A 26865-nucleotide genomic window follows, 5' to 3' on the forward strand; every position below is an offset into this window, starting at 1 on the left:
AAATGAAAAATATAGTAATCATAAACGGTCACCCAGATAAAGAAAGTTTCAATTGGGCACTATCAAAAAGTTATCATAAAGGGGCAATTATGACAGGTGCAAGAGTAGAAATGATAAACCTTATAGATATAAAATTCGACCCTAATTTAAAATATGGTTATCGTATTCCTTACCCCTTAGAGCCAGATTTAGAAACAGCAATTTCTAAAATAAAGAATGCAGACCATATTGTTTGGTTTTTTCCGATGTGGTGGTATGGCACACCTGCCTTATTAAAAGGATTTATCGATAGAACATTTTTACCAGGTGTTACTTTCAAGTACCAAAAGGGAAAATTATTTCCAAATAAATTATTAAAAGGCAAAACCTCAAGAATGATAATCACTTCGGATACTGTGAGCTGGTATCATAGCTTGGTGATGAAAAAACCAGTGATCAATCAGATGAAAAAAGGAGTATTAGAGTTTTGTGGAATAAAGCCCGTAAAAACTACCTACTTCGCACCTGTAAAAAGTTCTTCTTTGGAGCAGCGTAAAAAATGGCTCTATAAAATCGGAAAACTTGGAGAAGCCTTAAAATAAGTATAAAAAGTAATTCAAAAAACGAATAAAAATTAAAAATCATGAAAAACATTTTAGCATTTTCTGGAAGTAATAATCCAGATTCAATTAATGAAAAATTAGTACAGTCTGTAATTAATCGACATCCTGAATATGATATTCGGTTTATAGATTTAAAAAAGTTTGACACACCAATTTACTCACAGGAAATTCAGACCAAAGGTATACCAGAAACTATTTTAGATTTATATAAAATTTTTCAAGAAAGTGAAGGCTTTATTATTGCATCACCAGAACATAATGGTTTACCATCAGCTTTTTTAAAAAACATCATAGATTGGTTATCAGTAATAACTCAAAAATTCTTCGATAATAAGCCGGTACTGTTGTTAAGTACATCACCAGGTGTTACTGGAGCAAGAACACATCTAGGATTGTTGGCTAAACTAATACCCCTATGGGGTGGTAAATTAAAAGCATCCTATTCTTTAGGTAGTTTCGAAACAAACTTTGATATTACCAATAAGAGAATTACAAATAATTCAGAAGTAAATAAGCTTGATAAGGCATTTAATTCTTTCATTAATACTCATTCTAATGTTATGAAAAGTAACAAGGATGTTGTGGAGTCTTATTTCAAAGCATTTACAAATGGTAATTTAGAACAGGTAATAAACATTTTTCATCCAGACTGCTACATCGTTAGTGTTAAAGAAGAAGAACGCCCAACAGAGCAATTACATGGCATATATCGCACACGTGAGGAAGCAAGACAATTTTTAAAGAATATTGTATCGCTATTTGAAACGAAAGAATTTACAGTAGATACTGTAGTTGAAGCTGAAGAAAATTTGGTAATTGCCAAAGGTACATTCACACATCTAGTAAAAAGTACTGGTAAGTTATTTTATAGTAATTGGGTACAATTATGTATAATCCAAGATGAGATGATTAAAGAATACAGATTTTACGAAGATTCTGCGGCATTAATCGAGGCATCATCCATTCAATTAGTATAATTATGAAATCAAGACCAATAGCACATCAATTTGAGTTTTGGGCAAATTTAGGTAAGGTAAGTGGCTATATTCATCAATATGATGGATATACCACACTCTTACCGAGCCAAGGTACTTGGCCCTCAAAAACATTCAATATTCAGAACAACAGTATTTCAAAACTGAAAACTGAAATTTTGAAAAATAACATACCTAATGCTATTGCTTTAGATGCAGAAGATACAATTAATCAAATACTAATTGAAAATCACTTCAATATAACATCGGTTGTAGAAGGTATGTCAGTAAATGTTTCGTCTAAGATGGTGTTTAAAGAGAGTTCCAACATAATCAAAGTAGAAGATGAAACTGCAATTGCTATATTTTCAAGTATTGCATCTAATGCCTTCGGTTATAATATTCATTTTTCCTCATTACTAGGGTTGCTAAAAGATACAAATACCCAATTATTTCTAGGACAGTATGAAACTGAATTTGTTAGCTGTGGTATGCTTTACTTAGATAAAAATGGTGATTCTGGCTTGCATATGATTGGAGCTAAAAAGGAATTAAGAGGTTTAGGACTAGGTAAAGAAATGACGCGGCATTTATTACATCATGCTTGCAAAAATAAAAGTCCTCAAATTCATTTAGTGGCCTCAACATTAGGAGCACCTATTTATCGCAAATATGGCTTTACTAATAAAGGATACTTAAATTCATTTAAATTATAACACAGTAACGTAATACTCAATTCCCATAATTATGAAAACAGTAAGACGCCTATTAAAAATCATTACAATTCTAGCAACACTAGTCATTATAACATTAATCATAACCTTATTTGTGGACTTGTATAAAACAAATTATTTAAAAATAAATACAAAATCTACTGCATCTAGGGATACCTATTTAATTACTAATGTGAACGTAATTCCAATGTATAAAGACACTATTTTGAAAAGTAAGATGGTGTTTATTAAAGACGGTATCATTCAAAAAGTAGCAGATACTATTCTTATAGATGGTATTCAAAAATTTGATGGTCAAAATAAATTTCTAACTCCTGGTTTAATCGATATGCATGTTCATATATGGGATAGATATGAACTTGGCCTTTATTTGTCTAATGGTGTAACTGCCGTTAGAAACTTATGGGGAATGCCGATGCATCTTAGAATTAAAGAAGATGCAAATACTGGTGAAATCTATTCTCCAATAATAGTCACTACAGGTCCAAAATTAACGGGTCCGGAGTTTATCGGTGATGATAATTTAAACCTATTAAATCCGAAAGAAGCTAAAGAAAAAATAATGTCATACAAAGAGAGAGGATATGATCTGATTAAAACCTATTATGGTCTAGATAAAGAAATATTTGATGCGGTAATTGAGCAGACGAAGAAAAGTGATATGGATATAGTAGCACATCCATCTCAAAAAGTACCATTTTCATACCATTTAAATCCACAAATAAAGTCTATAGAACACGCAGAAGAAATTGTTCAACAAGCTTTAAAATTTGATTTAGATACTACAAAACTAAGAGGTATCATTGATACTATTTCAGAATCAAAGCATACAAGTTATTGTCCAACATTGATCGTTTTTAAAAATATTCACAATATGATGGGTAACGATTCGATTTTAGATTCTGAACCTATAAAGTATTTGAATCCACTAATTAGGCAAGTTGATAGTAAAATGCAATTTGAACGATGGTATAACACAAAAATTAATGACTCATCAGCACTAACTAGAATTGAAGAACAACATAAATTTCATTTAACCATAGTCGAATTGCTTCATAAAGCGAATGTAAATCTAATTTGTGGGACAGATGCAGGTATTGGCGTAACATTACCCGGATTTTCAATTCATAAAGAACTTCAATTTTATCAAGAGGCGGGTCTTTCTAATTATGAAGTCTTAAAAACAGCAACAGTTAACCCAACCAAGACACATTCGCATTTTGAATCTTTAGGAACTATTGAAGAAGGAAAAACAGCAAATCTATTGGTTTTAGATACGAATCCTTTAGATGACCTATCTGTACTCTCTGAGCCTTCAACTATATTTATAAAAGGGAAAAAAATAAATAGAGATAAGCTTAACTCTTTTAATTCAAAAGCTAAGAATAGAAAAAACTTAGTAGCAACTGCAATAAGATATGTAGAAAACTTATTGGTCGAAAAGTAAAAAAATAATAAAAACATTAATCATCCAATAGATAAGCAACTAATTCTTTTAGTACTCATTTTCAGAAATTAAGACAGATATTACGGACACCTTTTAAAATCCAATGAATAAGTTCACAATCCAAACAAAAAAAAGTATCGGTAACCTGATTATCACCAATACTTTTCTCTGATACTTAAAAGGACAAAATTGTATATTTTATATCTTCTATTTAGTTTTACATTTAGTCCAATAATTCTAAATCAATAATAGTTCTAACCTCATATTCCTGTTCATCACCATCTTCATCTGTTTCTGTTTCCCATTCTATCTTAAAAGTGATGTTAAACTTTTTTCCAATAAATTTCTCATCACTAAGATTGTATTTTTCCAATACTTCAGGTGCTACTTTAGGAAAAAGAACTATATCTTCATCACCATCTTCCGTGATATAATTAAATGTGAAATTTTCACCATCAAAACCATCAAAAACTCCTTCAATGGTTTCCTTTTCCTGATTTGTTTCTTGTGCCTTTACTGTAGTGACACCGAAAAATAATACTATTATAATGAATGTTGTATTTATTAAATTTTTCATCTGTTTTATTTTTTGTTAGAAATGAATCAAATAAAAATTTCCTGCTTAGATAACCGCTACGGCTTTTATTTAAAAAGTTTACTTACTTATAGATAAGCAAAAAATTAATTCTGTTTATACTCCATTTCGTGATATGTAAGATTTAAGTTTTTTTATGATATAAAACCAGATTGTTATCACTTCAAGTCTGGTGCTTTTAGTAAATAATCTCTTAGATACTTACACGTGATGATTTCCTATACTTTTTTATCTACGATATTCTTTAAAGCTATATCGATTATACAATCTTTAGTTTTTTTTTATGCAAGTTCTAATTTTTCAATTCTAAAGGATACAAAATCCTCATCATCATCCTCAACATACTCTGAGTATGTGATTTCAAAACTTTTGCCTTTAAAAGAATCTGATTTAAGATCAAATTTTCTAAGTGCAAGATTTGACACTTCTTCAAAAACAATGGTTTCACCATTTTCCATTTCAAATTGAAAGTACCCATCATAGTATTTTTTAAACACTCCGTACTCTACATTTTGATTAATAAAAACACCGTCCATATATTGATTTTTAATAATTAATCTTACAAGGTTTAAATAAAGATTTCACCATTTTTCGGTCCGACTTACCAAAATATTTTAATGCATCCTTCCAATATATCCATGTAATTTTTGCAAACTTATCGGGCTCACTAAGTGAAAAAGATTTATTCGCATTTTTACAAACAAAATAATGTTTGGAAAGCTTTTGATTCTCACCCCAATCCAACGTTAAAGAATCGTAATAGTCCATATCTTGTTCAGAAAGTTGTACACCTGTCTCTTCATACGTTTCTCGGATAAGACCTTTTTCTGGAGTTTCTCCTTTTTTTAAAAACCCTCCTATTAATCCATATTCTAATCTATTACTGATCTTTTGAAATACTAATAGTTCATCTCCTTGATAGACTATTAATCTTGATTTTTGTCTGTGTTTTTTAATTTTCATCGGCAACCAATTGATTAAATTAAGTAATCATAAACTTGATCATTTCTTCTTATACCTTCTGATAATAATTTTTTAATATGGATTCCATTTTCTTTTCTCCTTTTTCTATTTCTAAAACTAAAAGACGTAGATCTTCATTTAATAATTTGAATAAAGGCTGTTTTACCTTCGAAACATAATTAAAGGCTTTTGCTAGTTTATTATCCCATGATTTATGGTATTTTAATAAATCATCAGGATACACAATTTTTCTTCTGGTTCCTTCATCTATTCCTCTAAATGGGATTTCAATGTTTAAATACCCATAATCATCTGTTAACTGCTCACCAGGATGAATATCTCTTATCGCTAATTCAAAATTATAAGCAGTAGTTAAGCAATTAGATTTAAAACTGTGATTTACAAATCTTCCATTATCCCAACACAACACCAGATTCCCTAGGTTGTTTTTGAAGGCATACGTTTCTAATATATCTTTATAAATAGGATCTAATTTATCGATTGTATCAGGTGTAAATTCTTGATCAAATTTATCCAGAACCCATGTAATTGTTCCCATAGGAATGAATTCAGTGGCTACTACACCGTAACCAATCTCTTCGCTTATAAATTCTATTTTAGTGCTAGGGTGTATCATCTCTTAAACTTTAACTTTTTTTCAATTGATTCGATCATAATATTAGCAATATCCAAACCTGTAGCATTCTCAATACCTTCAAGACCTGGAGATGAATTTACTTCTAGTAAAAGTGGTCCTTTATTGGATCGAATAATATCGACTCCTGCTACTGGTAAATTCAATATTTTAGCTGCTTTTATTGCTAGCTTTCGTTCCTCAGAAGTGATTTTAATTTTAGAAGCTGAACCTCCCTGATGGATATTTGCTCTAAACTCTCCTTTAGCTGCTTGTCGTTGCATAGATGCTACCACTTTTCCATTGACCACAAAACAACGAATATCCTGTCCATTTGCTTCTTTGATAAATTCCTGGACCAAAATATTGGTTTGCACACTTTTAAAAGCATTGATCACACTTTCGGCAGCTTTATTAGTTTCTGCAAGCACCACTCCTTTTCCTTGAGTACTCTCTAGAAGCTTTATAATCAAAGGGGCTCCATTAACCATTTTAATTAAATCTTTAGTATCTAAAGGAGACTTTGCAAAACCAGTAATAGGGATATGAATATCATGTTTAGCAAATAATTGAGTAGCAAGTAATTTGTCTCTTGATTGCGTAATTGCTTCCGCAGAATTTAAACAATAAGCTCCCATAGAATCAAACTGACGAATTAATGAACAAGCATAAAACGTTACTGAAGGTTTTATCCTTGGAATAATCGCATCAAATTCATCAATAATATTACCTCCACGATAGCGTATTTCAGGTTCGGCAGCATCAAGCTTCATGTAGGCTTGTTCGACATTAAGAAATACCATTTCGTGACCTCTGGCGATTCCTGCTTCTATAATACGCAAATTACTATATAACTGAGGATTACTGGCTAACAATGCGATTTTTAACCCTGATTTTTCTTTAAGAAAAGGTTTATATTTTATTTGGATCTCATCTGGAGTGAAATCTTGCTGCGCAAAACTAATGGAGGGATTAACAATATACCGATCAACTAACGCTTCACGTCCTAATAACATTCTATATTCCATCGCATCACGATTGGCTAATGTAAGTTCTATATTAAAAATAGTTTCACCTAGTTTTACAGGTGTTTTAATTACAAAACGTAGTTCGGCAATACCAGATGAACTTTTTACTATTCTCTTACCATATAATTTAGTTTCACATCGAATTACAATACTTCTATTGTCCTGAATAGGGTTTACTTCAAAACGCACCCATTCCTCACCTCCTTTATGAATGAGTTTGATATTGTTAGCTTGGATAGAAGAAGTTTTTGCTCCAGAATCTACCCTAGCCTTGATAGCTGGGATACCAAATTCGGCAAAGACACACCATTCCTCACTCCCAATTATTTTTAGTTCCTTATTTATTATAGTTTCAATCACTTAATTAATTTCTTTACTATGTTAATTTTTGTACAAAAAGATCTACTACCTCAACCATAATCAGAATGATAATAATCCATTCGAGTGTACTACTTTGTCTATGGAACATAATATCTTTAAAGAGTTCCAGATTTTCTTTAATAATTCCTATTTGATCATGAATACTGCGATAACGGTCTTTTAGATCAAAAACTCTTTTTAAATCCTGATCTAACTTATTTAGAGTTTCATCTTCCCATGAGACATCATGCGAATCAAAAATGTAAAGGTTCTCAGAAATCTTGTTTTTAATATTCAACACACGTCCTATATACCTTTTCAATTTTCTGCCACTGATATCTAGCTTTCCATTTTCTTCGAGATAGGAAGTATGTCCTCTGGTATCTTCTAAAATTTGTTCAGAAATATTAGCATACTTATCCAAGGCAACAGATTGAGAAACATTAAGCATAATTAGTCGTATGGATTCTACATCAAACTGTTGCAGTGATACTTTTCCAAAAGATACTTTGTTCAAGTTCCCACCAATCATAATCTCCATACTTTCCGAAATCTCTTCTGAAACAACATTTTTAGCATATTTCAAAATTTCGAAACACTTCTTATTTATATTTTCAATGGTAAGATCATGAAAAGAAATTACTCCATATTTAAAGATATATATGTATTGCCCCGAATGTAATTCATAAAATAACTCATCACTATCGGAGAATAAAAGTTTTTCTTTAAAGCCATTTTTACAATCTCTTATAGAAATTGAATCTGCAACTTGCACTGAATAGGCTACTGTTCTCATGTTCTTAAACAGTGAACACCTCTCCTGTATTCTTAAAACTTTTAAACTCTACCATATATCCATCGGGATCTTTGACAAAAAAAGAAAGATGCTCTCCCACTTTATTTTCAAAAAAGGTTACCTCTGTAGTAACTTCGATATCCTTACTAGATAAATGTGAATACAACTTTTCCCAAGTTTCCATATCTACAATGACTCCGAAATGAAAAGATGGCAAAATTTGGTCTCCTAAACGATAATTCTTAAAATCGAAATTAAAAGTACCTGCTTTGGTAAATGTAATTTGATTCCCATACAAGTTAATATCTATCCAATTGTCTGTATGCCTCCCCAATGTTGCACCCAATATATTGGTATAAAAATCTTTTGTCTTGCCTATATCTTCACAAGGCAATGCTAAATGAAATTCTGCCTTTTTCATATTATGATATTTTATTCTTCTTCAACATTAGAACCATCTGGTAAATCCTGATTTTTTTCACTAGAATCTTCATCTGTATCATCAAAATCTTCCATAGCGGCCACTAAACGTTTACTTACTTTAATAAGATAAAGTGTATCTTCTGTTGTTACCTCTACACATTCCACAATTTCGTTTTGCGCATTTCTAAAAGTGATAACATCTCCATCACCATATCCATCCGGGTACTTATTGACTAATAGATCTAAAATCTGATTATTTAGTTTTTTATAATCTACAATAACTCGTTTTAAATGTGCGTTTCTTTGTCTTTTCATTTTTACATATCTAATAAGTAGCCAAATATTAATGGTGCTACGATGGTTGCATCACTCTCTATTACAAATTTTGGAGTATCAATATCTAGTTTACCCCATGTAATCTTTTCATTAGGTACTGCACCAGAATAAGATCCATAGCTTGTGGTAGAATCACTTATCTGACAGAAGTAATTCCAAAATGGAGTATCTGTTCTTTCTAAATCCTGATATAACATTGGTACTACACAAATAGGAAAATCACCTGCAATACCACCTCCTATTTGGAAAAACCCTATACCGTCTTTAGAGTTTTCTGTATACCAATCTGCCAAAAATGTCATATACTCTATTCCAGATTTCATGGTGCTTGCTTTCAACGCTCCCTTCATTACATAGCTCGCAAAAATATTCCCCATAGTACTATCTTCCCATCCAGGAACCACCATAGGTAGATTAGCTTTGGCAGCAGCATACATCCAAGAGTCTTTAATGTCTATTTCATAATATTCTTCCAATACTCCAGAGAGTAAAAGCTTATACATAAACTCATGCGGAAAATAACGTTCTCCTGCTTCTTCTGCATCTTTCCAAATTTTAAAAATATGCTCCTGCAGCCTTCTAAAAGCTTCCTCTTCTGGTATGCAAGTATCTGTAACACGATTGAGACCTTTTTCTAATAACTCCCATTCCTGTTGTGGAGTTAAATCTCTATAATTTGGTACCCGTTCATAATGGCTATGCGCCACTAGATTCATAATATCTTCTTCAAGATTTGCTCCAGTGCAAGAGACAATATGCACTTTCTCTTCTCGAATCATTTCAGCAAATATTTTCCCTAATTCTGCAGTACTCATAGCTCCTGCAAGAGAGACAAGCATCTTACCTCCTTTTTCTAATTGAGATTCATATCCTTTTGCTGCATCTACAACAGTCGCTGCATTAAAATGAAGAAAATATTTTTCTATAAATTTTGAAATTTCACCTTTACCTTTCATCGTATTCTTCGTAACTAGATTTAAATTTTCTTAATGCTTCATTTTCTGTAATATCATCCTCTTCATCGATTGTATCTTCTGTGTCCTCAAACTTATAAGACAACATTTTATAGTATAATTTTGCAGCAGCAAAATCAGATGGTTTACTCGTTTCATTAGGACATAATTCCACGATATCAAATCCTACCACATTCTTTTCTGAAAAGACTTTTCTTAAGAATTCTAGGGTTTCGTACCAGAACAATCCTCCTGGTTCCGGTGTTCCGGTTGCAGGTAATATAGAAGGATCAAATGCATCTAGGTCAAATGTGATATATACATTATCCGTCATAAGTTCGATTGCATTATCCATCCAATAATCATCTTTTGCCATTTCATGGGCAAAAAACACCTGATCATCATTCATTACCAAGTTTTCTGAAGCATCCATACTTCGTATCCCTACTTGAATCAAATTGGTTTTCTCATTGGCCTCATACATAGCGCAAGCATGATTATACTTAGAACCATTATATTCTTTTCTCAAATCCGCATGTGCATCAATCTGTAACACCGTAAGGTTATTAAAACACTCATCAAAAGCTCTGATAGCACCAATTGAGATAGAATGTTCTCCTCCAAATAGGGTTACAAACTTATTCCTCTTTATATTATTTTTGGTTGTATTATATACTGCCTCTACCATAGATTCTGGAGTATCATTCTCCGTAATTGGTTCTAATAAACATATCCCTTTTGTATATACTTCGCTGTCCGTTTCTATATCGTACAATTCCATATTTTCAGAAGCTTCTAGAAATGCTTCAGGGCCTTTGTCGGCTCCTTTACCCCAAGTGCTGGTTCCATCATACGGAACGGGTACTAATACTATTTGAGATTTTTCATAGCCCGCAAACTTTTCAGAAATGCCGGCATATGTGTTACTAGTTTTCATTGTATTAAATTATAAATGGTTTTTAAATTATAGTCTTTAAATGATGTTTGATACCTTTAACTGTGAAGGATCTTGTTGATATTCTTTCTGATATCCAAGAATAGATAATAATTGTTCTGAGGTTTGTTGTTCCGTAAAGACAGAGGTTTCTAAGTTCCCATCTTGGTCTCGATCAATAATAATATGTTTTGGCTGTGGAATCAAACAATGTTGTAATCCTCCGAATCCTCCAATGGTTTCCTGATATGCTCCTGTATTAAAGAAACCTATATACAGTGGTTTTTCTTTTTTATACTTAGGTAAATAAATCGCATTCATGTGCTGCTCAGAGTTGTAATAATCGTCGCTATCACAAGTTAGACCTCCTAATAACACACGTTCATATTCATCATTCCAACGATTAACAGCAAGCATTACAAAGCGTTTATTGATAGCCCATGTATCAGGTAAAGTAGTAATGAATGAAGAATTAATCATATTCCACTTTTCGCGATCATTTTGCTGTTTTTGATATAATACTTCATAAATAGCTCCTCCACTTTCTCCTACTGTGAAGCTTCCAAACTCTGTAAAAATATTTGGTACATCTACTCGAGCTTCTTCACAAGCTATTTGAATTTGATTTACAATCTCATTCACCATATACTCATAATCGTAATCAAATCCTAAGGAGTTTTTGATCGGGAAACCACCTCCAATATTTAGGCTATCTAAGGATGGACATATTTTTTTGAGGCTTATATATACTTTGAGACATTTTAATAATTCATTCCAGTAATAAGCAGTATCACGAATTCCTGTATTTATAAAGAAATGTAACATCTTTAGTTCTACTTGAGGGTTCGCTTTAATCTGGTTATTGTAAAAAGGAACAATATTACGATAGCCTATTCCTAAACGAGAAGTATAAAACTCAAATTTTGGTTCTTCTTCTGAAGCAATACGAATACCAACTTGAAACTTATCATTAATACTTTCGCTTAGTAAAGATAATTCTTCATAATTATCAATAATAGGAATACAGTTTTGATGACCATTATTTATAAGTCTTGCTATATTTTGGATGTATTGATCTCTTTTAAAACCATTACAAATGACATAAGTATGGTCATTAATTTTACCTTGAGCTTTTAGATTTTCAACAATGTCAATATCAAAAGCAGAAGAAGTTTCGATATGAATATCATTTTTTAATGCCTCATTCAACACATGTTGAAAATGAGAGCTTTTGGTACAGTAACAATAGTTATAAGTACCTGCGTAATTATTCGCTTTAATCGCGTTATCAAACCATTTTTTGGCTCTGTTAATATTTTCAGATATTTTGGGTAAGTATGTAAATTTTAAAGGCGCTCCATATTGAGCAATCAATTCCATTAAATCTATTTCATGGAACTGCAGCTGATCATTCTTCAGGTTAAATTCTTGCTGAGGGAAATCAAAAGTTTGATCGATAAGATCAATATATTTAGTCTTCATTTATTCGGTTTTGTTTTGCGTATAAAAGAAATCAATAGATAGAAAGATTAACATCGTTAAACTATATCTAATCGAGATTCTATGATGTCATATTTGAAAAATTACAAATTGTAGATAAAATGATAAAAGCATCTTATCAATCTATACTCATATCCGAATAATTGAAATCGTATGTGGAACGAATTTTATCCGTTCTAAAAACTGAAGTGCAATTGTATATTTTTTAGAAGTCAGCCTGAGAATTCGGTTCCCTATCCCTAAGGCAGCTTTTGGAGTAGACTTCTTTATTCTCCTAAGCCCGAATCTGAAAAAAGATTCCATTTTATTTAGGCAATGCGTCTGATTGTACAGACTCATTTGTTAACAGTTAATCAAACATAGTAAAAAAACAAATATCAAAAACTTTTTTACATATTTTTTTAAAATTTATTTCGCTTTGCAAATTTCAGTCAAAAACAATACCTAACATTATAAATATCAACAGATTAAGCAATAAACAACTTCTAGATTTATAATTTAAAACTGCGAATTATTTTCACTCCTCTACGAATTCTACTTTTATAAAGTCGAAAAATCATTTAACTCTCTTCTCCACAGATAATAAACATACTTTAGACAATTATAAAATTGGTCAACCAATTTTATAATAATGATAAACTCCATAAAAAAATTAAAACTACACTATCAATCTAGCAATAATGAAAAAAATACTATTACTCTTATTAACCTTTACCACCTGGAATTCCTTTTCTCAAATTACAGTCAATTCTTTACAACAATTATTACCTTATTTAAACGACAATAATGTACAAGTAAAATTAGCTCCTGGCACCTATAATATTTCAGCTGCTGATGTTGCTACAGGAAAATTTAGCAACCCACTTTTTCTTTTTGAAGGTAATAACAGTACTTATGATTTCACAGGTGTTACTATCAATTTTGATACAGATATTTTTACTGCATTTGGAAACATCGGTGTTGAAGAACTCAAAGTAATTGGTAATAACAACGTGCTTAAAAATTTAAAGATGGTAGATGTAGGTAGTGTATATGATAGACCTACAAGAACAGCACTTGGTATAAGTTTACAAGGTCAAGATAATTTGATCGAAGGTTTCGACATGACCATTGTAGGATCTCAACCATATGGATACGGTGATGCTTTTGGTAAAGGATCTGGATATGTTATCAAGCATTTCAAACATTCAGCAATATTAGTTGGAGGAAATAGAAATCATGTAAAAGACTGTAACATTAAGCATAGAGCCTATGGGCATGGAGTCTTTATGCAAGGGGCAGTTGATGCGTTGATTGAAGGTGTTTATCTAGAAGGAGAAGTGAGATCTACTGATGATATGTTGGCTGGAGCTTATGAAGGAGATGGAGTCACTGGTGAAGATGTGGATTGGATGACTGTTTGGGGGTTTCCGCTTCCCGCTGGCCATACAATGAGTCTACAGGAAGATGGAATTAGAACGTACACCAGAGGGACTACTATAATTAATGGAGAAACAATATCTGATAGAAGAACAACAAATATTACCATTAAAGACTGTATTATAAAAAAGATGCGCTCTGGATGTTCTATAACGTTAACAGCTGGAACAAAATATATTGAAAACACTACTGCTATTAGTTGTGAAACTGGTTTTGGAGCAGGTAATGGTGGTCAAGTAGTAAATTGCTTTGCAGATGCGGCAATAGGACCTGTTTACAGAAATGCTTACAATACTACCAATAATTTTGAAGGTGAGATCACTGTTATTCCACCAGAAAATGGATACTACAATGGAGCTAATTGCTTGGCTTATTTAGGTGGAAATAATCATGAGGTAATTCTTAGAAATGCTGAGCCAAATTTACCCTCTAATCTAGCAATCATGTTTGGGGGAGATTTTTTAGCACATCGTTTTTTAAGTGATGATACTAATGTAGATCACCCATCAAGAGATGTTTCTCTTATTAATTATACAACTGCACCAGTTTTAATATCATCCGAAAGTTCAGGAAATCAAATTGAAACCTGTTCTACTGTGACTAATAATGGTTCCAATAATACTATCTCACAACTAAATGATTGTAATACTGTTCCACCACCAAGTTCTAGCTTTACTCCAGATCCTAATAAAACTTATTATATAGACAACCCATATCACAACCTTCGATTAGCTTCTAACGGATCTAGCGAAGATACATATACTACATCTACTCAGACTACAGGAGATGATGTAGCCTGGAAATTTGTAGATAAAGGTAATGGATACTGGCATATACAAAGAGCAGCCGGAGGTCCTAAACCACGCTTACGGACAGATAATTCAGAACTGGCAGATATGCAAGCAATCACTAATTCAGGTACATATACCTATTATAATTTTACTCAAGGGGCTAGTGCTAACACACATTTTATAACGCTTCCCGATGGTCCTTCAGGGCGTCAACGCTTACAAATCAACAATTCAGGTTTAGTTCGTTTTATGAGTTCTAGTTTAAATGGTACTTGGGAATCATTTACAATTACCGAGATAAACAGTACTAATATAGTTCATATTACCAAACGCAACGCACCAGATTTTGCTATCGATGGAAACAATGGAGGAGAAAATGGGCAGAGTATTTATTTATGGACTGAAAATGAGAATAATGTAAATCAACAATGGATAGAAATTGATAGAGGAAACGGCTACTATTCATATCAAAAAATGAATACTAATTATTGTATTGATGGAGGGGTTTCTGGCGCTAACAGACAAGACGTATATCTGTGGACATGTAATGAAAACAACCGAAATCAACACTGGCAAAAGGTAGCTACAAGTGGTGGAGCTTTTAAATTGATTAAACGTAATGCGCCATTTGCTATTAATGGAGGTAACAATGGAGCTAATGCTCAAAATGTAAACCTTTATGATGCCACAAATGGCTCGTATAATTTACAATGGTTTATTACACCAATTAATGATACTAAATCCCCAGAGATTTCCAACGACAGTAGTACAGTATTATATCCAAATCCCGTAGTAAGTACTGTAACTATAATGGGGGCTGATAATTCAATTATCAGAGTGTATGATATGAATGGAAAAGAGGTATGGTCAAAATATGTTTCTAGTAATAACGAAACTATAGATTTAAGTTTTCTTCCTTCTGGCATTTATTATGCTAAGGTAAATGGCTCACAAAGCATTTCTACAATTAAAATAGCAAAACAATAATCCCATAATTAAGAATATAATTTAATATCAATATAAAATAACAATGAAAAAAATAGTATCAATTTCTTTGCTTTTAGTAGGTCTATTTGCTTCACAACTAAGTTTTGCTCAAAGAACAATTTCTAGTCTTCAAGAATTTATAGAACTTCAAGATGCAAGTAATCAGAATATCAAAATGACACCAGGTACTTATCATATCTCATTGTCAACAAAAACTTTATTTGATGGTGATGATTGGATTGTGCGCACAACAGGTTCGTGGCCGGGGCTTTTTAACTTTACAGGTAGTAATAATATCTTCGATCTAACAGGAGTAACGTTCACTTTTGATTCTACTATAATCAATGACATGCCTAATTTAGCTCATGGAAGCTTGGTAAGATTGGGAGGAACTGGTAATACCTGGATAGGGTTTAATTTGCAAGAATTGCCCGGTAGTAATGGAAATTATGGATACTACATTCACGTTTCGGGTGGTGTGGTCGTGGAGATAACTGGAAGTGGGCATCGTTTTGAAGACTTTACCCTAAAAGCACGTTATTCTCATCCATATGGTTTTGGATCGCTCTACGGAAAAACAGGTAGTAGTAGTGGCATGCTACCTGGATCTCGTTTGGGAAAAAAGAGTGGTGTCATCCTTTCAAATTTAACCAATAGTACTTTTACAAATGTTTTAGTAGACCATAGTGCTTTTGGCCATACTTTATTTTTTAATGGACCTATTAATAATGTTGTTGTAGAAAATGTAACCATTATAGCTGAGTCCAGATCCACAAATGATCTTCGTCAAAATGGTATTGGCGGTACAGATCGTAATGGAGTACCCTTTGGAGTTAATTATCAAGGAAATGTTTTGTTTGGGGCTTCAGATAATGATACTTTTTTTGATCTTTTTGATACAAATAATTTAGATCAGTGCCAAAATTTAGATGGTGGTTCTCAAAGATCTCCAATCCGTAATAATTATCAATTTAGTTTGGTCGAAGGTGCATTTAGGGGTTATACCCAAGGTGAAATAGAAAACCTTACCATTCGTAATGCTTATGTTGAAGGAGCACGAAGTGGTATCGCAATGGATATTGCCAATAGAGGTTTTGTAGTTGAAGGCATGACCGTAAAAGGAGTTGCTGGTCATGGAGTTCCTGCATGTAATGGAGCCTGGAACAGTGCCAATGGAGGTGAAGGTGATGCTACCGCTTTTGGTGTTCCCTCTTATGCGGTTATTAAAAATGCACAAGCTGATGCTGCATATGCCACAGTTTTAGAACTTGCTGGAGCACGACAAGAAGTTACAGCTGATATTGAAGTATTAGATCCGGATAATGGCTATTTACGCCCGTCTGGCTCCACAGCATTAGCACTAATAAGTGGTAGTGATCATAAACTCCGATTATGGAAACGTGATGGACAAGCCCTGGATAAAGACCTAGTCATAAAAGTAGGTAATCAAGCTACCTCAGGTATTTTGCTCTGCAACATGACTAAACAATCTGTAACATTATCCAATAATGTAACCAACTCCACAATTTATTCAATTGGAAACGTAGTAGATTCTAGTAATGGTAGCAATACCATCATAAATGTATCTAGCATAAATCAAGAACCTTGTGAATGTAGCTCTATTGCCAATGATAGTTGTGTGGATAATTCATTCACTCCCGATCCCAATAAAACGTATTATATCGATGCACCACATCATAATCTTAGGTTAGCAGCAAATGGCAGCAGTGAAGATCCTTATGCTACCTCTATCAATACTACAGGAGCAGATGTAGAATGGAAATTTGTAGACAAAGGAAATGGATACTGGCATATACAAAGAGCAGCTGGAGGGAGTGTTCCGAGACTTAGAACAGATAATAGTTTATATGCAGATATGCAGGCAACTGCTAATTCAGGAACCTATACCTATTATGAATTTACAGAAGGGACAATAAATAACACCCACTTTATTACACTTCCTGATGGTCCAACTAATTTTAAACGATTACAAATGACTCCTAATGGCGAGGTTCGATTTTTCCCTACTACCTCCAATGGTACTTGGGAATCCTTTAGGTTTACAGAAGTAGTCACTGGTGAACAAATCGTACATATTACCAAAAGAAATGCTCCGGGATTTGCTATTGATGCACCAGGATCTACTCCGTCCAATGGAGATCAAGTGTATTTATGGTCATCCAATCAAAACAATGCAAACCAACAATGGGTTGAAATCGATCGAGGTAATGGATATTACTCCTATAGAAAAAAAGATACAAATTACTGTATAGATGGTAACAACGGAGGAGCGGATCGACAGAATGTCCATTTATGGACCTGTGATCTAAACAACCAAAACCAACAGTGGCAAAAAGTAGCTGTTGGTGGAGGCGCCTATAAATTGATAAAACGCAATGCTTCAGGATATGCAATAGATGGAGGTTCCAACGGAGCAAATGGACAAAACGTGCAGCTTTATAATTCAGCTAACACTAGCCAAAACTTGCAATGGATTATCACACCAATTAATGACATCAAAGCTCCAGAACCTTCCGAAGATAAAACTATCGTCGTATACCCTAACCCTTTGGTAAATAAGTTTAACATAGAAGGAGCTGAAAATTCCATAATTCGAATATATGATATAAATGGAAAAAGGGTTTTTACAAAACATATTTCCCAGGATTCAGAAACCATTGATATAAGCTCATTTGCTCAAGGGCTGTATTACCTAAAGGTGAATACATCCAAAAGCATCCGTACAATTAAAATTAGTAAACAATAAAACTCTTTAAACTTAAAACCATGAAAAATGTAACCCCATCTAAAAACAGTATTTTGACAATACTATACGGTTTTTTCGCTCTACTTGTTCAGTTTAATTATGCTCAGGATTTCAATGTATTAGTATTCCATGAAACCAATGGGTTTAGACATACTGGCGCTATTAATGCCAGTATAGCTATGTTAGAAGATTTAGGGGTCAATGCAGATCATGATACGTGGTCTGTTGATGATACCAGAGATGCATCTGTTTTTACGGATCAAAATCTAGCCAATTATGATGTTATTATATTTTCAAATACATCAGGTGGAGATTTATTAGATGATAATCAGAAGAATGCCATGGAAACATTCATACAAAATGGTGGTGGTTTTATTGGTTTTCATGCAGCTAGTGATACCTACAGAGGTACCAATGTAGGTTCTACATGGCCATGGTATAATGAGCTTGTTGGTGCCATAGTACAAACCAGTCCGAATCATACTTCTAATAATCTACCAGGCGTAATGAATGTGCTGGTAGACCATCCTGTCACTAACCATATAGGAAATGCAGGAGATGTATGGTCTCATGAAGAAGAATGGTATTATTGGGAACTAAACGGCGGACAATTAAGTGATACTAATTTTGATCTTTTAGAAGTACAGACAACAGGAAATCAAAGTTATGATGCCACTCGTCCTATTACCTGGTTAAAAGAATTTGACGGAGGAAGATCATTTTATACAGCTCTAGGTCATAATGCTACTACGTATAATGATAATGAAACTTTTAGAAGAATGATCGAAAAAGCAGTGCTATGGGTAGCAGATCGATTAGATACAAATGAACCTGTTAATGATTGTGGCGCCACTTTAACTAGTCAATGGACAGATCTTCTAGAAAATGATTTAGATTGTTGGGAAATATGGATGGGAGTGCCACATAGCACAACTGGATTACCAGGTGCTAGTGATAATGTTACTAATGGATCTGGAACTCCTTTGGGATTAAACAATGATCCTCGAAATGTGTTTTCTATAATTGAAGAAAATGGTGAAAAACAACTCTATATAACGGGTGAAGTCTACGGAGGATTAACTACTTTAAATGAATTCGAGAATTATCATCTAAGCATGGAATTTAAGTGGGGAGAGCTAAAGTGGGAACCCAGATTAAATCGCCTTAGAGATAGTGGTATTTTATATCATTGTAATGGAGAACACGGAACGTTTTGGGATGTATGGAAGTCTTCATTAGAGTTTCAAGTGCAAGAAGGAGACTTAGGAGATTATATTGGTTTAGCAGGAACGAAAGGTTTGGTTCCGTCAGAAAATAGAAATGGATTAACCTTTACTCCTATGGCCCCATTGAATACGGGAACACTAATTAGAGCTGGATCAAACACAGAATTTCCAAATGGAGAATGGAATTTATTAGAAATTATTGTAATTGGTGATAGAGCAATTCATTATGTAAATGGTGTTATGGTTAATGCATTGCAAGATGCTACCTGGAATGGAAATACAGTAACCAGTGGACAAATACAACTACAATCTGAAGGAGCAGAATTATACTATCGGAATATTAGGATAAAGTCAGAAACTGAATTCCCAGCAGAAGATGTTGCAACACTAGGATGGGGTGATGACACTACTCCTACTCCAACCTGTGATACTGATGCTCCCATAGGACAAATGATTGCGCTTAAAAAATCAGGTGGTGATCAAAAATGGGTTACTATCGATCCTTCTAATTCCAGTCTTATTGCAGATGGTGAAATTGATGATAGAGCATTATTTTATGTAGAAGAACATCCGAATGGTTGTATTGCTCTTAAATCGGTAGCTACCGATAAATATGTACAAGTAGTTCGTAATTCGAGAACCACACCTATTCGTGCTACAGGTAACGCTCCAGGAACTTGGGAAAATTTTGGTTGGCAACCTAAAGGAAATAATCAAGTCGCATTAAAAAGTTTATTTAATAATGGATGGGTACAAGCTAATTGGAATATCAATAACACATCACTTTTTCCTGCTGGAAATGCGGATGGCACATGGGAAACTTTTGATTTCGAAATCATAGATAATTCTCCGACAACTACCATAGTACATATCACTAAGCGTAATGCTCCAGGTTTCGCTCTAGACGGAGATCATGGTGGTGCTAATGGACAAAATGTGTATTTATGGTCTGAGAATTCTAGCAATGTGAATCAACAATGGATTGAGATTGATCGTGGTAATGGATATTATTCATATCAAAAGATTGGAACAAATTATTGTATCGATGGAGATCATGGTGGTACAAATGGACAAAATGTGTATTTATGGAATTGTGCCGAAAACAATCAAAATCAGCATTGGTTAAAAGTAGATGTAGGAGATGGAGCTTTTCAATTAGTTAAACGTAATGCTTCAGGTTTTGCCATCAATGGTGGTAATGTGGGATCCAATGCTCAAAACGTTAACCTATATGATTCTTCTAATACAAGTCAAAATCTACATTGGATTATTACTCCAATTGATGATATCAAAGCGCCAGAAATTTCAGAAAATACCAATATCATCTTATATCCTAATCCAGCTGCCAACGCTATTACTATTGAAGGTGCTTCAAATGCTCTAGTCCGTATCTACGATATCAATGGAAAGGTTGTTTTAAACAAAAGTTTAAGCTCCGAAAATGAGATCATAGATATACACACTTTTGCAAAAGGAATGTATTATCTAAAGATTCTCGGTGATATGGAAAATAAGGTAATAAAATTTGTGAAGCTATAAACCCTTTAAAAATAAAGTAAATACTAAACTAAATTATATAAATCGATAATTTAGTTTAGTATTCCATCACAAAATTGAAAGTTCTTGCAAAATAAACAGACTATTTACTCATCAAAAAACTAGTAGCATGAGTAAAAGTTTTATTAGTGATATCGCTTTTAGTCCAAAAGTTAAAAAACGCCAAGAAGAGATGGGGTCTAGAGAGACCTATCAAAAAATGGCAGAGCGTAGAGATTGGCAAGATACTATAACGGAAGGTTTAGAATCATTTCTTGCGCTAAGAGATTCATTTTATATGGCTTCTGCAAACAACGAAGGCCAACCTTACATTCAGCATAGAGGTGGACCGAAAGGTTTCCTGAAAGTTTTGGATAAAAAGCATTTGGCATTTGCAGATTATTCTGGAAACAGACAATACATTTCTGTGGGTAATTTTGATGTAAATAACAAAGTACATCTCTTTTTAATGGACTATCCAAATAGAATGCGAATAAAAATTTGGGGAGAAATCGTTCCTCAGACTGAAGAAGACGTTACTCTTTTTGAAAAAGTTTCAGATAAGGATTATGCGGCTAAAGTAGAACGGATTATTAAAATTAAAATCAATGCTTGGGATGTAAACTGTCCCCAACATATAGAACAACGATTTACAATAGAGGAATTTCAACCTAGAATACAACGATTAGAAAATAAAATAGAAGAACTAGAAAAACAACTAAAGGAATTTCAAGACAAGAAATAACACTAATCTGTTTCTTTAAAAGAAGTACCGAAATTACAAAACATAACGTAATCTAAACGTGATAAATCTGGGAAGAATAAAAGTCTCTGTAGAAGAAACAAACAAATTATTCGCTGTATTATTTACTCTAGATTGCACATCTAATATATTCGTGGCTCTAAGTTCATATTCCCATTTAGCATCTTTATCTTTTCTATAGGATAAGGAAGCATTCCATGTATCAAATGACTGAGCATTACCTCCTGACCTACGTTGTCTAGTATAGGTGTAATCGGTAACAAAAGTGAAGGATTTCCAGATATATGCATCAAAATCTATAGAAGGAGCATCGGTATAAAAAGTGGTTTTATTAGACCCTTGTGTATTGTTTGTAATACTATAATTATAGCGCACACTTATATTTGGTGCCTTTTTAAAATTTGTTCGTAAAGCTGGAGTATAACTCTGTGTAAAGCCTTCATTTACCGAACGTCGATCCTGAATAAATTGATTAATCTTGTTATAATTGTAGTTTACATTTAGCGTTGCCCTTAGCTTACCAAAAGTTCGTTGTATACGACCAAAAGCAGAAAGATTTTCATCCGCGAAACTAGAATTAAAAAATGTACTAGTAGTAATAACATTGTCAAAACTAGTTAAACCGCGAATTTGATCTATGTTTTTAGAATAGGCTAGTCTTGCAAAAATATTGGTGTAATTAAATAAGTTGAAACTAGAATAAAACAAACTCAAATTATGGGATAACGCATTCTGTAATTCTGGCTCTCCAAATTGAATGCTATTAAAATTATTTAGCACGAGGCCTTGGGCTAATCGAGTAACATCTGTAAATTGATTCCTCATATCATAACGAAACGTAAGACTTTCATTTTTCTTAAACTGAATACGTGTTTCAAAATCTGGGAGTACTCTAAAAAAGTTTTCTTCAAAACGTTCTTCAAATTGGGTGTTCTTATTTCCATAGGAATGTAATGATACACCAGGCGTGATGATAAACTTACCTGTTTTAAAACGATAATGAGCTCCTAGATAAACATCACTAAAGGTATATTTGGTATCATTTGTTGCTCTTCCTTCATTAAAAGTAGGAATTGGATCCAAGGTTGTATCTGATGTTAAAAATTGAAACAATCTAGAATCAAACTGTTGTTGACTAAAAATTGACCCCAAAGTTATATTCAGATTACTTTTTGCATTAATAATATAAAAATAGTCAAGCTTTGCGTCTAATTGATTCGATTTAATTCTTCTATTTTGACCAAGATTATAATTCTGAAGGCTTGTATCTAAACCAAGAACTGCTGCAGTGTTATCAAATGGATCATTAGAATCCGGATCAGTATTGTTAGTAGGATCATTAGTAAGTTGAGCATTATAGAAAGGATCTTCATCCTTTATCAGATGTTCCGCTTCTAACGCAAAAATACTTTTCTCATTTAGTGTATAGTAATATTTCAAACTTTGGTTGATACTATAAGGTGTATTTTCTTCATTTTCTGTTGTACTACCTAAAACAGAAGAGAAAAAGTTTTGATTTTGAACATCTTTAGAAATTCTTCCTAAAACATCATAATCTACCTGATTACTCACATTAGGCTTATAAGATGCACTTAATTTAAGGAGTCCTTGATCTGATTTTTCTTGATTATTTTGTTCGGTTGACTCATCCGGAATACCCAGATCTGCATCTGTATATTGATTAAAACTTAATTGTCTCGACGACAGATCACTTACATTAAAAATAGCAAACCCACTGATATCTAGCGATTTATTAGGTGAATAACTAAAATTTGCAGCTCCCAATATATTTTCGATATCGGTAGCATTATTCTGATTGGTCAAAAATCCTAAGTCATTATTTCCTAAGTTAATACTAGTTCCACTGCTCCTACTTGGAGCTCTAAATCCACCTCCAAAACTTCGAATATCTCTTCTGGATAATGCAACATCTCCAGTATTATTAAAATCCCCAATAAAGTTAACACTATACTTTGGACTGTAGTAAAACAATTTGGGTTGTACTACATATAACCCTTCATCAGTTGATGCTCCTCCACCAACCGTAACGTTTCCAAACCAAAAACTTTCTTTTCCTTCTTTCAGTTTAATATTTAGTGCTACATTATCTTGATTATTCGTTACTCCACGTAATTGACCTACTTCAGCATAATTTCTTAATACTTGTATTTTATCAACTGCTTTGGACGGAATATTTTTAGTGGCTACCTTAGTATCTCCATCAAAAAAATCTTTTCCATTAACCATCAGTTTGTTTACTACCTTACCTTCTACTTCTACTTGTCCTTCTTCATTAATCTCTACTCCTGGTAAATTTTCTAATACATCTTCCAGTTTACGTTCTGTTCCTGTATTAAAAGAGTCTGCATTATATATGAGTGTATCTCCTTTTACAGTTACCGGCATTTCATAGGTGATCTGAACCTCATCAAGAGCATTGCTGAGCTTTAGAACAATATTTTTAGTAATGTCTTCTTCTCCTGTAGAAATAATCTCTTCATAACTTTCCATCCCTACATAACTGGCGGTAATTTTATATTTGGTATTCGTACTCAGTTCTAGCTTATATTTTCCATTAGTATCAGAAGTACCGTAGGCTTGTAAAATGTTAGTTTCCTGATTAAAAGCTACAACATTCGCAAGTTCTAACGGATTACCCAGACTATCTTTTACTATTCCCTGAAGCTGAACTTGACAAAAGGAATTAGATATAGCAACAAAGCTTAATAATAAAATAAGTAAAACTCTCATGGATCTGCGATAGGGTAAGGGTCTACAATAACTCAATTATCTTCCTGTTCTTCCTGGTCGTTGTCTTCCTCTATTATTCCGCATTTCTTGCATCTTACCAGTAATGATTTCTTTGTACTCTTTTTTAGTTACAACCTTACCTTTTTTAGGAGCTTCTATAGATGACTTTTCTTCTGGGTTCATAACAACTTTAAAACACAGCATGGTCGTATTTCCAACATTTACCTCTAGAATTAAACCTGGCAATCCCCAATATTCAGAAGGTCCGGAACTGACAGGAATGTTAAGCGTATACCATGCAGTTACTTCAGTCATATTAACTTCTTCACCGTTTTCTTTATCAGCGGCTCGTAATTCGCTCCACGAAAAATCATACCATGTAAGATCGGCGGTAGGTATCGCAGCTGTTGCTTTATAACAGGTATAACCACCTATTTGTTTGGTCTCGGCTCCCATTTTCCAATCTATAGATGGAAGTTTATCCTTTACCAAAAAGTTTTTTCCATAAAACTCCTGCTTTTGAACAAGTTCATTGGTTTTTACATTCTTATATTGTGCTCCAGGTGAGAAATTCTTACCCCAAGTATCTGTAGCTCCAGAAAGTACATCCACATCTAATTTCTCATCTTCTTTAAAAGTCGATGCAGCTTTATCAAAAGTTAATATGTATGTTTTTTCTAATCGATTCTTCAAACGTGCGGCTACTTGTTTTTTCTGAGCTTCACTCAATCGTGCTCCCCAACTTCCTAATTCCATTGTGGATTTTGAGTAGTAATAGGCTCTTCCCTGAAAATCTTGAGAGAAAATATTTAATGAGAAAAAAAGAAAAAAGAAAAACGGTAAGGGGCTACTAGTAAAATTTTTCATCTGAGATTAGTTTTGTTTAACGAATATATACAAATGTTAAACAAATAAACTATTCTTTATTAAAACATTAACGGAATGTAGAAAGTAAACTTGAGCAAAACGGAAAATCACAAAACTTCGTAAGCAATAAATAAACTCAGTTTTTTCTTCTCTTCTAAAGAAACTCTTTGCTATTATTTAAAAAACCAAACTAAACACAGTTCCTTCGTCTTCTTTACTATTTACGAGTATTTTACCTTTATGCAATAACATAATCTGTTTACATAAACTAAGACCAATACCGCTACCAGTTGATTTACTCGTAAAAAATGGAATAAAGATACTCTCCATTATATCCTGAGGAATTCCAGAACCATTATCGTACACTTTAATAACAATATTCCTATTTGGTTTTTGCTCTGCAATTACTCTTATTTGTGGTTGCTCTCTATGTTTACAGGCATCTACAGCATTTACAATTAGATTTATTAGCACTTGCTCTATGAGGTAGCTATCAATATTTAATTCTAATTTTGGAGGTGTTACTTTAAAATCTATATGAATATTCTTTACATCCAGTGAGGGTTGCATCAATAGCTTTATGGTGTCGAATAGTTCTACTACCATTTTCTTTTCTAAGCTCAAATGCGTTACTTTACTCAGGCTACGATAGGTTTTAGCAAACTTAAGCAGCCCTTCACTCCTATTCTGAATAGTTTTGATACCTGCATTGATGTCTTGTAATTCTAGTGGATATTCCTCTGGATTATCTAACGTTAGCTGTAAATGTGTTTGCAAAGTATCCGCCAATGACGAAATCGGAGCAATAGAATTCATAATTTCATGAGTCATCACACTCAATAACTTTTTCCAAGCTTCTGATTCATTTCTATTTAGAGTATCATCAATGTTCTGCAGTACGATTAGCTTAAACGGATCATCCTTTACCTGAAAAACAGTATCAGAAATAAGAACTTTTATCTTTTCATTCTGTACTGCTATAGAAATCGAATTGGGTTCCCTATGATAGGTTTCAAAAATAGCATCATACAATTCTGGTTTTCTACCTTCTACAAAGCGAATATTTTTAAACGATGGAAAATCAAGTGTTTCTCTAAAGGAATCATTGGACCACAAAACATCTCCTGTATCCAGATTATACGCAATAATTCCTATGTCTACCATTTCTAATATTTTTTGGAGATATACATATTGCGCTTCATTCTTAGAATTAATTTCTTTAATAGTACGATTTACTTCATTAAAACCTCTATATAAAAATCGAATATCTTTAGGACCTCTATCTTCTGGAAACCATCGTGAAAAGTCTCTATATTTTACAGCCTCAAAAAAATCATCCATCACTACAAAACGACGTTTTACGAAAACATAGGTGGTGTAGCCGAAATAAACAATTACAAAACTTACTATAGTTCCAATACTAGTATATCCCTTATCAAAAGCATATACCACACCTAAGATAAGCCCTACCAAAACTAA

22 protein-coding genes are annotated in these 26865 nt (G+C 33.1%); 8 read left to right on the forward strand and 14 right to left on the reverse strand.

Annotated features, from left to right (window positions below):
• Positions 1–2: 2 nt before the first annotated feature.
• From Q1A73_RS15945 to Q1A73_RS15960, 4 genes are read left to right on the forward strand one after another with little or no spacing between them, the layout of a single operon-like run.
• A complete protein-coding gene (locus tag Q1A73_RS15945; protein WP_299607346.1) occupies positions 3–581 on the forward strand; it encodes an NAD(P)H-dependent oxidoreductase in 579 nt (192 codons plus the stop codon).
• A 41-nt stretch (positions 582–622) separates the two neighbouring features.
• Positions 623–1579 carry an NAD(P)H-dependent oxidoreductase gene (locus tag Q1A73_RS15950; RefSeq protein ID WP_299607348.1) on the forward strand — a complete coding sequence of 319 codons (957 nt, stop codon included), beginning with the start codon at positions 623–625 and terminating at the stop codon, positions 1577–1579.
• A gap of 2 nt (positions 1580–1581) precedes the next feature.
• The gene (locus Q1A73_RS15955) at positions 1582–2292 is read left to right on the forward strand and encodes a GNAT family N-acetyltransferase (RefSeq protein ID WP_299607350.1); all 711 of its coding nucleotides are present in this window, start codon (positions 1582–1584) and stop codon (positions 2290–2292) included.
• A gap of 31 nt (positions 2293–2323) precedes the next feature.
• On the forward strand, positions 2324–3757 hold the full coding sequence (locus Q1A73_RS15960) for an amidohydrolase family protein (protein WP_299607351.1): 1434 nt from the start codon (positions 2324–2326) through the stop codon (positions 3755–3757).
• 223 nt (positions 3758–3980) lie between these two features.
• Here Q1A73_RS15960 and Q1A73_RS15965 read toward each other — a convergent pair whose 3' ends face one another.
• The 11 genes from Q1A73_RS15965 to Q1A73_RS16015 all read right to left on the reverse strand — a co-directional run bounded on the left by Q1A73_RS15965 (position 3981) and on the right by Q1A73_RS16015 (position 12261).
• Positions 3981–4334, reverse strand: coding sequence for a hypothetical protein (locus Q1A73_RS15965; protein ID WP_299607352.1), 354 nt, complete (start codon positions 4332–4334; stop codon positions 3981–3983).
• A 299-nt stretch (positions 4335–4633) separates the two neighbouring features.
• On the reverse strand, positions 4634–4888 hold the full coding sequence (locus Q1A73_RS15970) for a hypothetical protein (RefSeq protein WP_299607353.1): 255 nt from the start codon (positions 4886–4888) through the stop codon (positions 4634–4636).
• 10 nt (positions 4889–4898) lie between these two features.
• The gene (locus Q1A73_RS15975; RefSeq protein ID WP_299607354.1) at positions 4899–5315 is read right to left on the reverse strand and encodes an NUDIX hydrolase; all 417 of its coding nucleotides are present in this window, start codon (positions 5313–5315) and stop codon (positions 4899–4901) included.
• A gap of 49 nt (positions 5316–5364) precedes the next feature.
• Positions 5365–5952 carry an SET domain-containing protein gene (locus Q1A73_RS15980; RefSeq protein ID WP_299607356.1) on the reverse strand — a complete coding sequence of 196 codons (588 nt, stop codon included), beginning with the start codon at positions 5950–5952 and terminating at the stop codon, positions 5365–5367.
• Positions 5949–7325 (reverse strand): 30S ribosomal protein S6--L-glutamate ligase, encoded by a 1377-nt coding sequence (gene rimK / locus Q1A73_RS15985; RefSeq protein WP_299608088.1) that lies wholly within the window; start codon positions 7323–7325, stop codon positions 5949–5951. Before rimK ends, Q1A73_RS15980 begins: the two co-directional genes overlap by 4 nt.
• A 28-nt stretch (positions 7326–7353) precedes the next feature.
• The gene (locus tag Q1A73_RS15990; RefSeq protein ID WP_299607358.1) at positions 7354–8133 is read right to left on the reverse strand and encodes an RMD1 family protein; all 780 of its coding nucleotides are present in this window, start codon (positions 8131–8133) and stop codon (positions 7354–7356) included.
• Positions 8134–8137: 4 nt separating this feature from the next.
• Positions 8138–8554 (reverse strand): VOC family protein, encoded by a 417-nt coding sequence (locus Q1A73_RS15995; RefSeq protein WP_299607360.1) that lies wholly within the window; start codon positions 8552–8554, stop codon positions 8138–8140.
• Between the two features lie 11 nt (positions 8555–8565).
• A complete protein-coding gene (locus tag Q1A73_RS16000) occupies positions 8566–8871 on the reverse strand; it encodes a hypothetical protein (protein WP_299607362.1) in 306 nt (101 codons plus the stop codon).
• A gap of 2 nt (positions 8872–8873) precedes the next feature.
• Entirely contained in the window at positions 8874–9848 is a 975-nt protein-coding gene (locus tag Q1A73_RS16005; protein WP_299607364.1) for a deoxyhypusine synthase family protein, read from the reverse strand.
• On the reverse strand, positions 9838–10782 hold the full coding sequence (gene speB / locus Q1A73_RS16010; RefSeq protein WP_299607365.1) for an agmatinase: 945 nt from the start codon (positions 10780–10782) through the stop codon (positions 9838–9840). The genes Q1A73_RS16005 and speB overlap by 11 nt, the downstream gene beginning before the upstream one ends.
• Positions 10783–10818: 36 nt before the next feature.
• Positions 10819–12261, reverse strand: a complete 1443-nt coding sequence (locus tag Q1A73_RS16015; RefSeq protein ID WP_299607367.1) for an arginine decarboxylase — start codon at positions 12259–12261, stop codon at positions 10819–10821.
• Positions 12262–12959: 698 nt separating this feature from the next.
• Here Q1A73_RS16015 and Q1A73_RS16020 point away from each other — a divergent pair.
• From Q1A73_RS16020 to Q1A73_RS16035, 4 genes are all read left to right on the forward strand, one after another.
• Positions 12960–15476 carry a T9SS type A sorting domain-containing protein gene (locus Q1A73_RS16020; RefSeq protein ID WP_299607369.1) on the forward strand — a complete coding sequence of 839 codons (2517 nt, stop codon included), beginning with the start codon at positions 12960–12962 and terminating at the stop codon, positions 15474–15476.
• 43 nt (positions 15477–15519) lie between these two features.
• A complete protein-coding gene (locus tag Q1A73_RS16025; protein WP_299607370.1) occupies positions 15520–18243 on the forward strand; it encodes an RICIN domain-containing protein in 2724 nt (907 codons plus the stop codon).
• 20 nt (positions 18244–18263) lie between these two features.
• Positions 18264–21008, forward strand: coding sequence for a ThuA domain-containing protein (locus tag Q1A73_RS16030; RefSeq protein ID WP_299607372.1), 2745 nt, complete (start codon positions 18264–18266; stop codon positions 21006–21008).
• Between the two features lie 127 nt (positions 21009–21135).
• Positions 21136–21750 carry a pyridoxamine 5'-phosphate oxidase family protein gene (locus tag Q1A73_RS16035; protein WP_299607374.1) on the forward strand — a complete coding sequence of 205 codons (615 nt, stop codon included), beginning with the start codon at positions 21136–21138 and terminating at the stop codon, positions 21748–21750.
• A 33-nt stretch (positions 21751–21783) separates the two neighbouring features.
• Here the strand turns inward: Q1A73_RS16035 and Q1A73_RS16040 are convergent, their stop codons facing one another.
• The 3 genes from Q1A73_RS16040 to Q1A73_RS16050 form a co-directional block, all read right to left on the reverse strand.
• Positions 21784–24519 (reverse strand): TonB-dependent receptor, encoded by a 2736-nt coding sequence (locus Q1A73_RS16040; RefSeq protein WP_299607376.1) that lies wholly within the window; start codon positions 24517–24519, stop codon positions 21784–21786.
• Positions 24520–24555: 36 nt separating this feature from the next.
• Positions 24556–25386 (reverse strand): GLPGLI family protein, encoded by an 831-nt coding sequence (locus tag Q1A73_RS16045; RefSeq protein WP_299607378.1) that lies wholly within the window; start codon positions 25384–25386, stop codon positions 24556–24558.
• A gap of 177 nt (positions 25387–25563) precedes the next feature.
• Positions 25564–26859: a HAMP domain-containing sensor histidine kinase gene (locus Q1A73_RS16050; protein WP_366141464.1), complete on the reverse strand. Its 1296-nt coding sequence runs from the start codon at positions 26857–26859 to the stop codon at positions 25564–25566.
• Positions 26860–26865 lie beyond the last annotated feature (6 nt).

The organism is uncultured Aquimarina sp. (assembly GCF_947492115.1).
Lineage (GTDB): Bacteria > Bacteroidota > Bacteroidia > Flavobacteriales > Flavobacteriaceae > Aquimarina.

Bases quoted from the DNA above. Each gene is read 5' to 3' on its own strand.
- Q1A73_RS15980 (WP_299607356.1), bottom strand. From the start codon at position 5,952: ATGATACACCCTAGCACTAAAATAGAATTTATAAGCGAAGAGATTGGT.
- Q1A73_RS16035 (WP_299607374.1), top strand. From the start codon at position 21,136: ATGAGTAAAAGTTTTATTAGTGATATCGCTTTTAGTCCAAAAGTTAAA.
- Q1A73_RS15955 (WP_299607350.1), top strand. From the start codon at position 1,582: ATGAAATCAAGACCAATAGCACATCAATTTGAGTTTTGGGCAAATTTA.
- Q1A73_RS15945 (WP_299607346.1), top strand. From the start codon at position 3: ATGAAAAATATAGTAATCATAAACGGTCACCCAGATAAAGAAAGTTTC.
- Q1A73_RS15970 (WP_299607353.1), bottom strand. From the start codon at position 4,888: ATGGACGGTGTTTTTATTAATCAAAATGTAGAGTACGGAGTGTTTAAA.
- Q1A73_RS16000 (WP_299607362.1), bottom strand. From the start codon at position 8,871: ATGAAAAGACAAAGAAACGCACATTTAAAACGAGTTATTGTAGATTAT.
- Q1A73_RS15965 (WP_299607352.1), bottom strand. From the start codon at position 4,334: ATGAAAAATTTAATAAATACAACATTCATTATAATAGTATTATTTTTC.
- Q1A73_RS15960 (WP_299607351.1), top strand. From the start codon at position 2,324: ATGAAAACAGTAAGACGCCTATTAAAAATCATTACAATTCTAGCAACA.
- Q1A73_RS16045 (WP_299607378.1), bottom strand. From the start codon at position 25,386: ATGAAAAATTTTACTAGTAGCCCCTTACCGTTTTTCTTTTTTCTTTTT.
- Q1A73_RS15995 (WP_299607360.1), bottom strand. From the start codon at position 8,554: ATGAAAAAGGCAGAATTTCATTTAGCATTGCCTTGTGAAGATATAGGC.
- speB (WP_299607365.1), bottom strand. From the start codon at position 10,782: ATGAAAACTAGTAACACATATGCCGGCATTTCTGAAAAGTTTGCGGGC.
- Q1A73_RS16005 (WP_299607364.1), bottom strand. From the start codon at position 9,848: ATGAAAGGTAAAGGTGAAATTTCAAAATTTATAGAAAAATATTTTCTT.
- Q1A73_RS16040 (WP_299607376.1), bottom strand. From the start codon at position 24,519: ATGAGAGTTTTACTTATTTTATTATTAAGCTTTGTTGCTATATCTAAT.
- Q1A73_RS16015 (WP_299607367.1), bottom strand. From the start codon at position 12,261: ATGAAGACTAAATATATTGATCTTATCGATCAAACTTTTGATTTCCCT.
- Q1A73_RS16030 (WP_299607372.1), top strand. From the start codon at position 18,264: ATGAAAAATGTAACCCCATCTAAAAACAGTATTTTGACAATACTATAC.
- Q1A73_RS15990 (WP_299607358.1), bottom strand. From the start codon at position 8,133: ATGAGAACAGTAGCCTATTCAGTGCAAGTTGCAGATTCAATTTCTATA.
- Q1A73_RS16025 (WP_299607370.1), top strand. From the start codon at position 15,520: ATGAAAAAAATAGTATCAATTTCTTTGCTTTTAGTAGGTCTATTTGCT.
- Q1A73_RS15950 (WP_299607348.1), top strand. From the start codon at position 623: ATGAAAAACATTTTAGCATTTTCTGGAAGTAATAATCCAGATTCAATT.
- Q1A73_RS16020 (WP_299607369.1), top strand. From the start codon at position 12,960: ATGAAAAAAATACTATTACTCTTATTAACCTTTACCACCTGGAATTCC.
- Q1A73_RS15975 (WP_299607354.1), bottom strand. From the start codon at position 5,315: ATGAAAATTAAAAAACACAGACAAAAATCAAGATTAATAGTCTATCAA.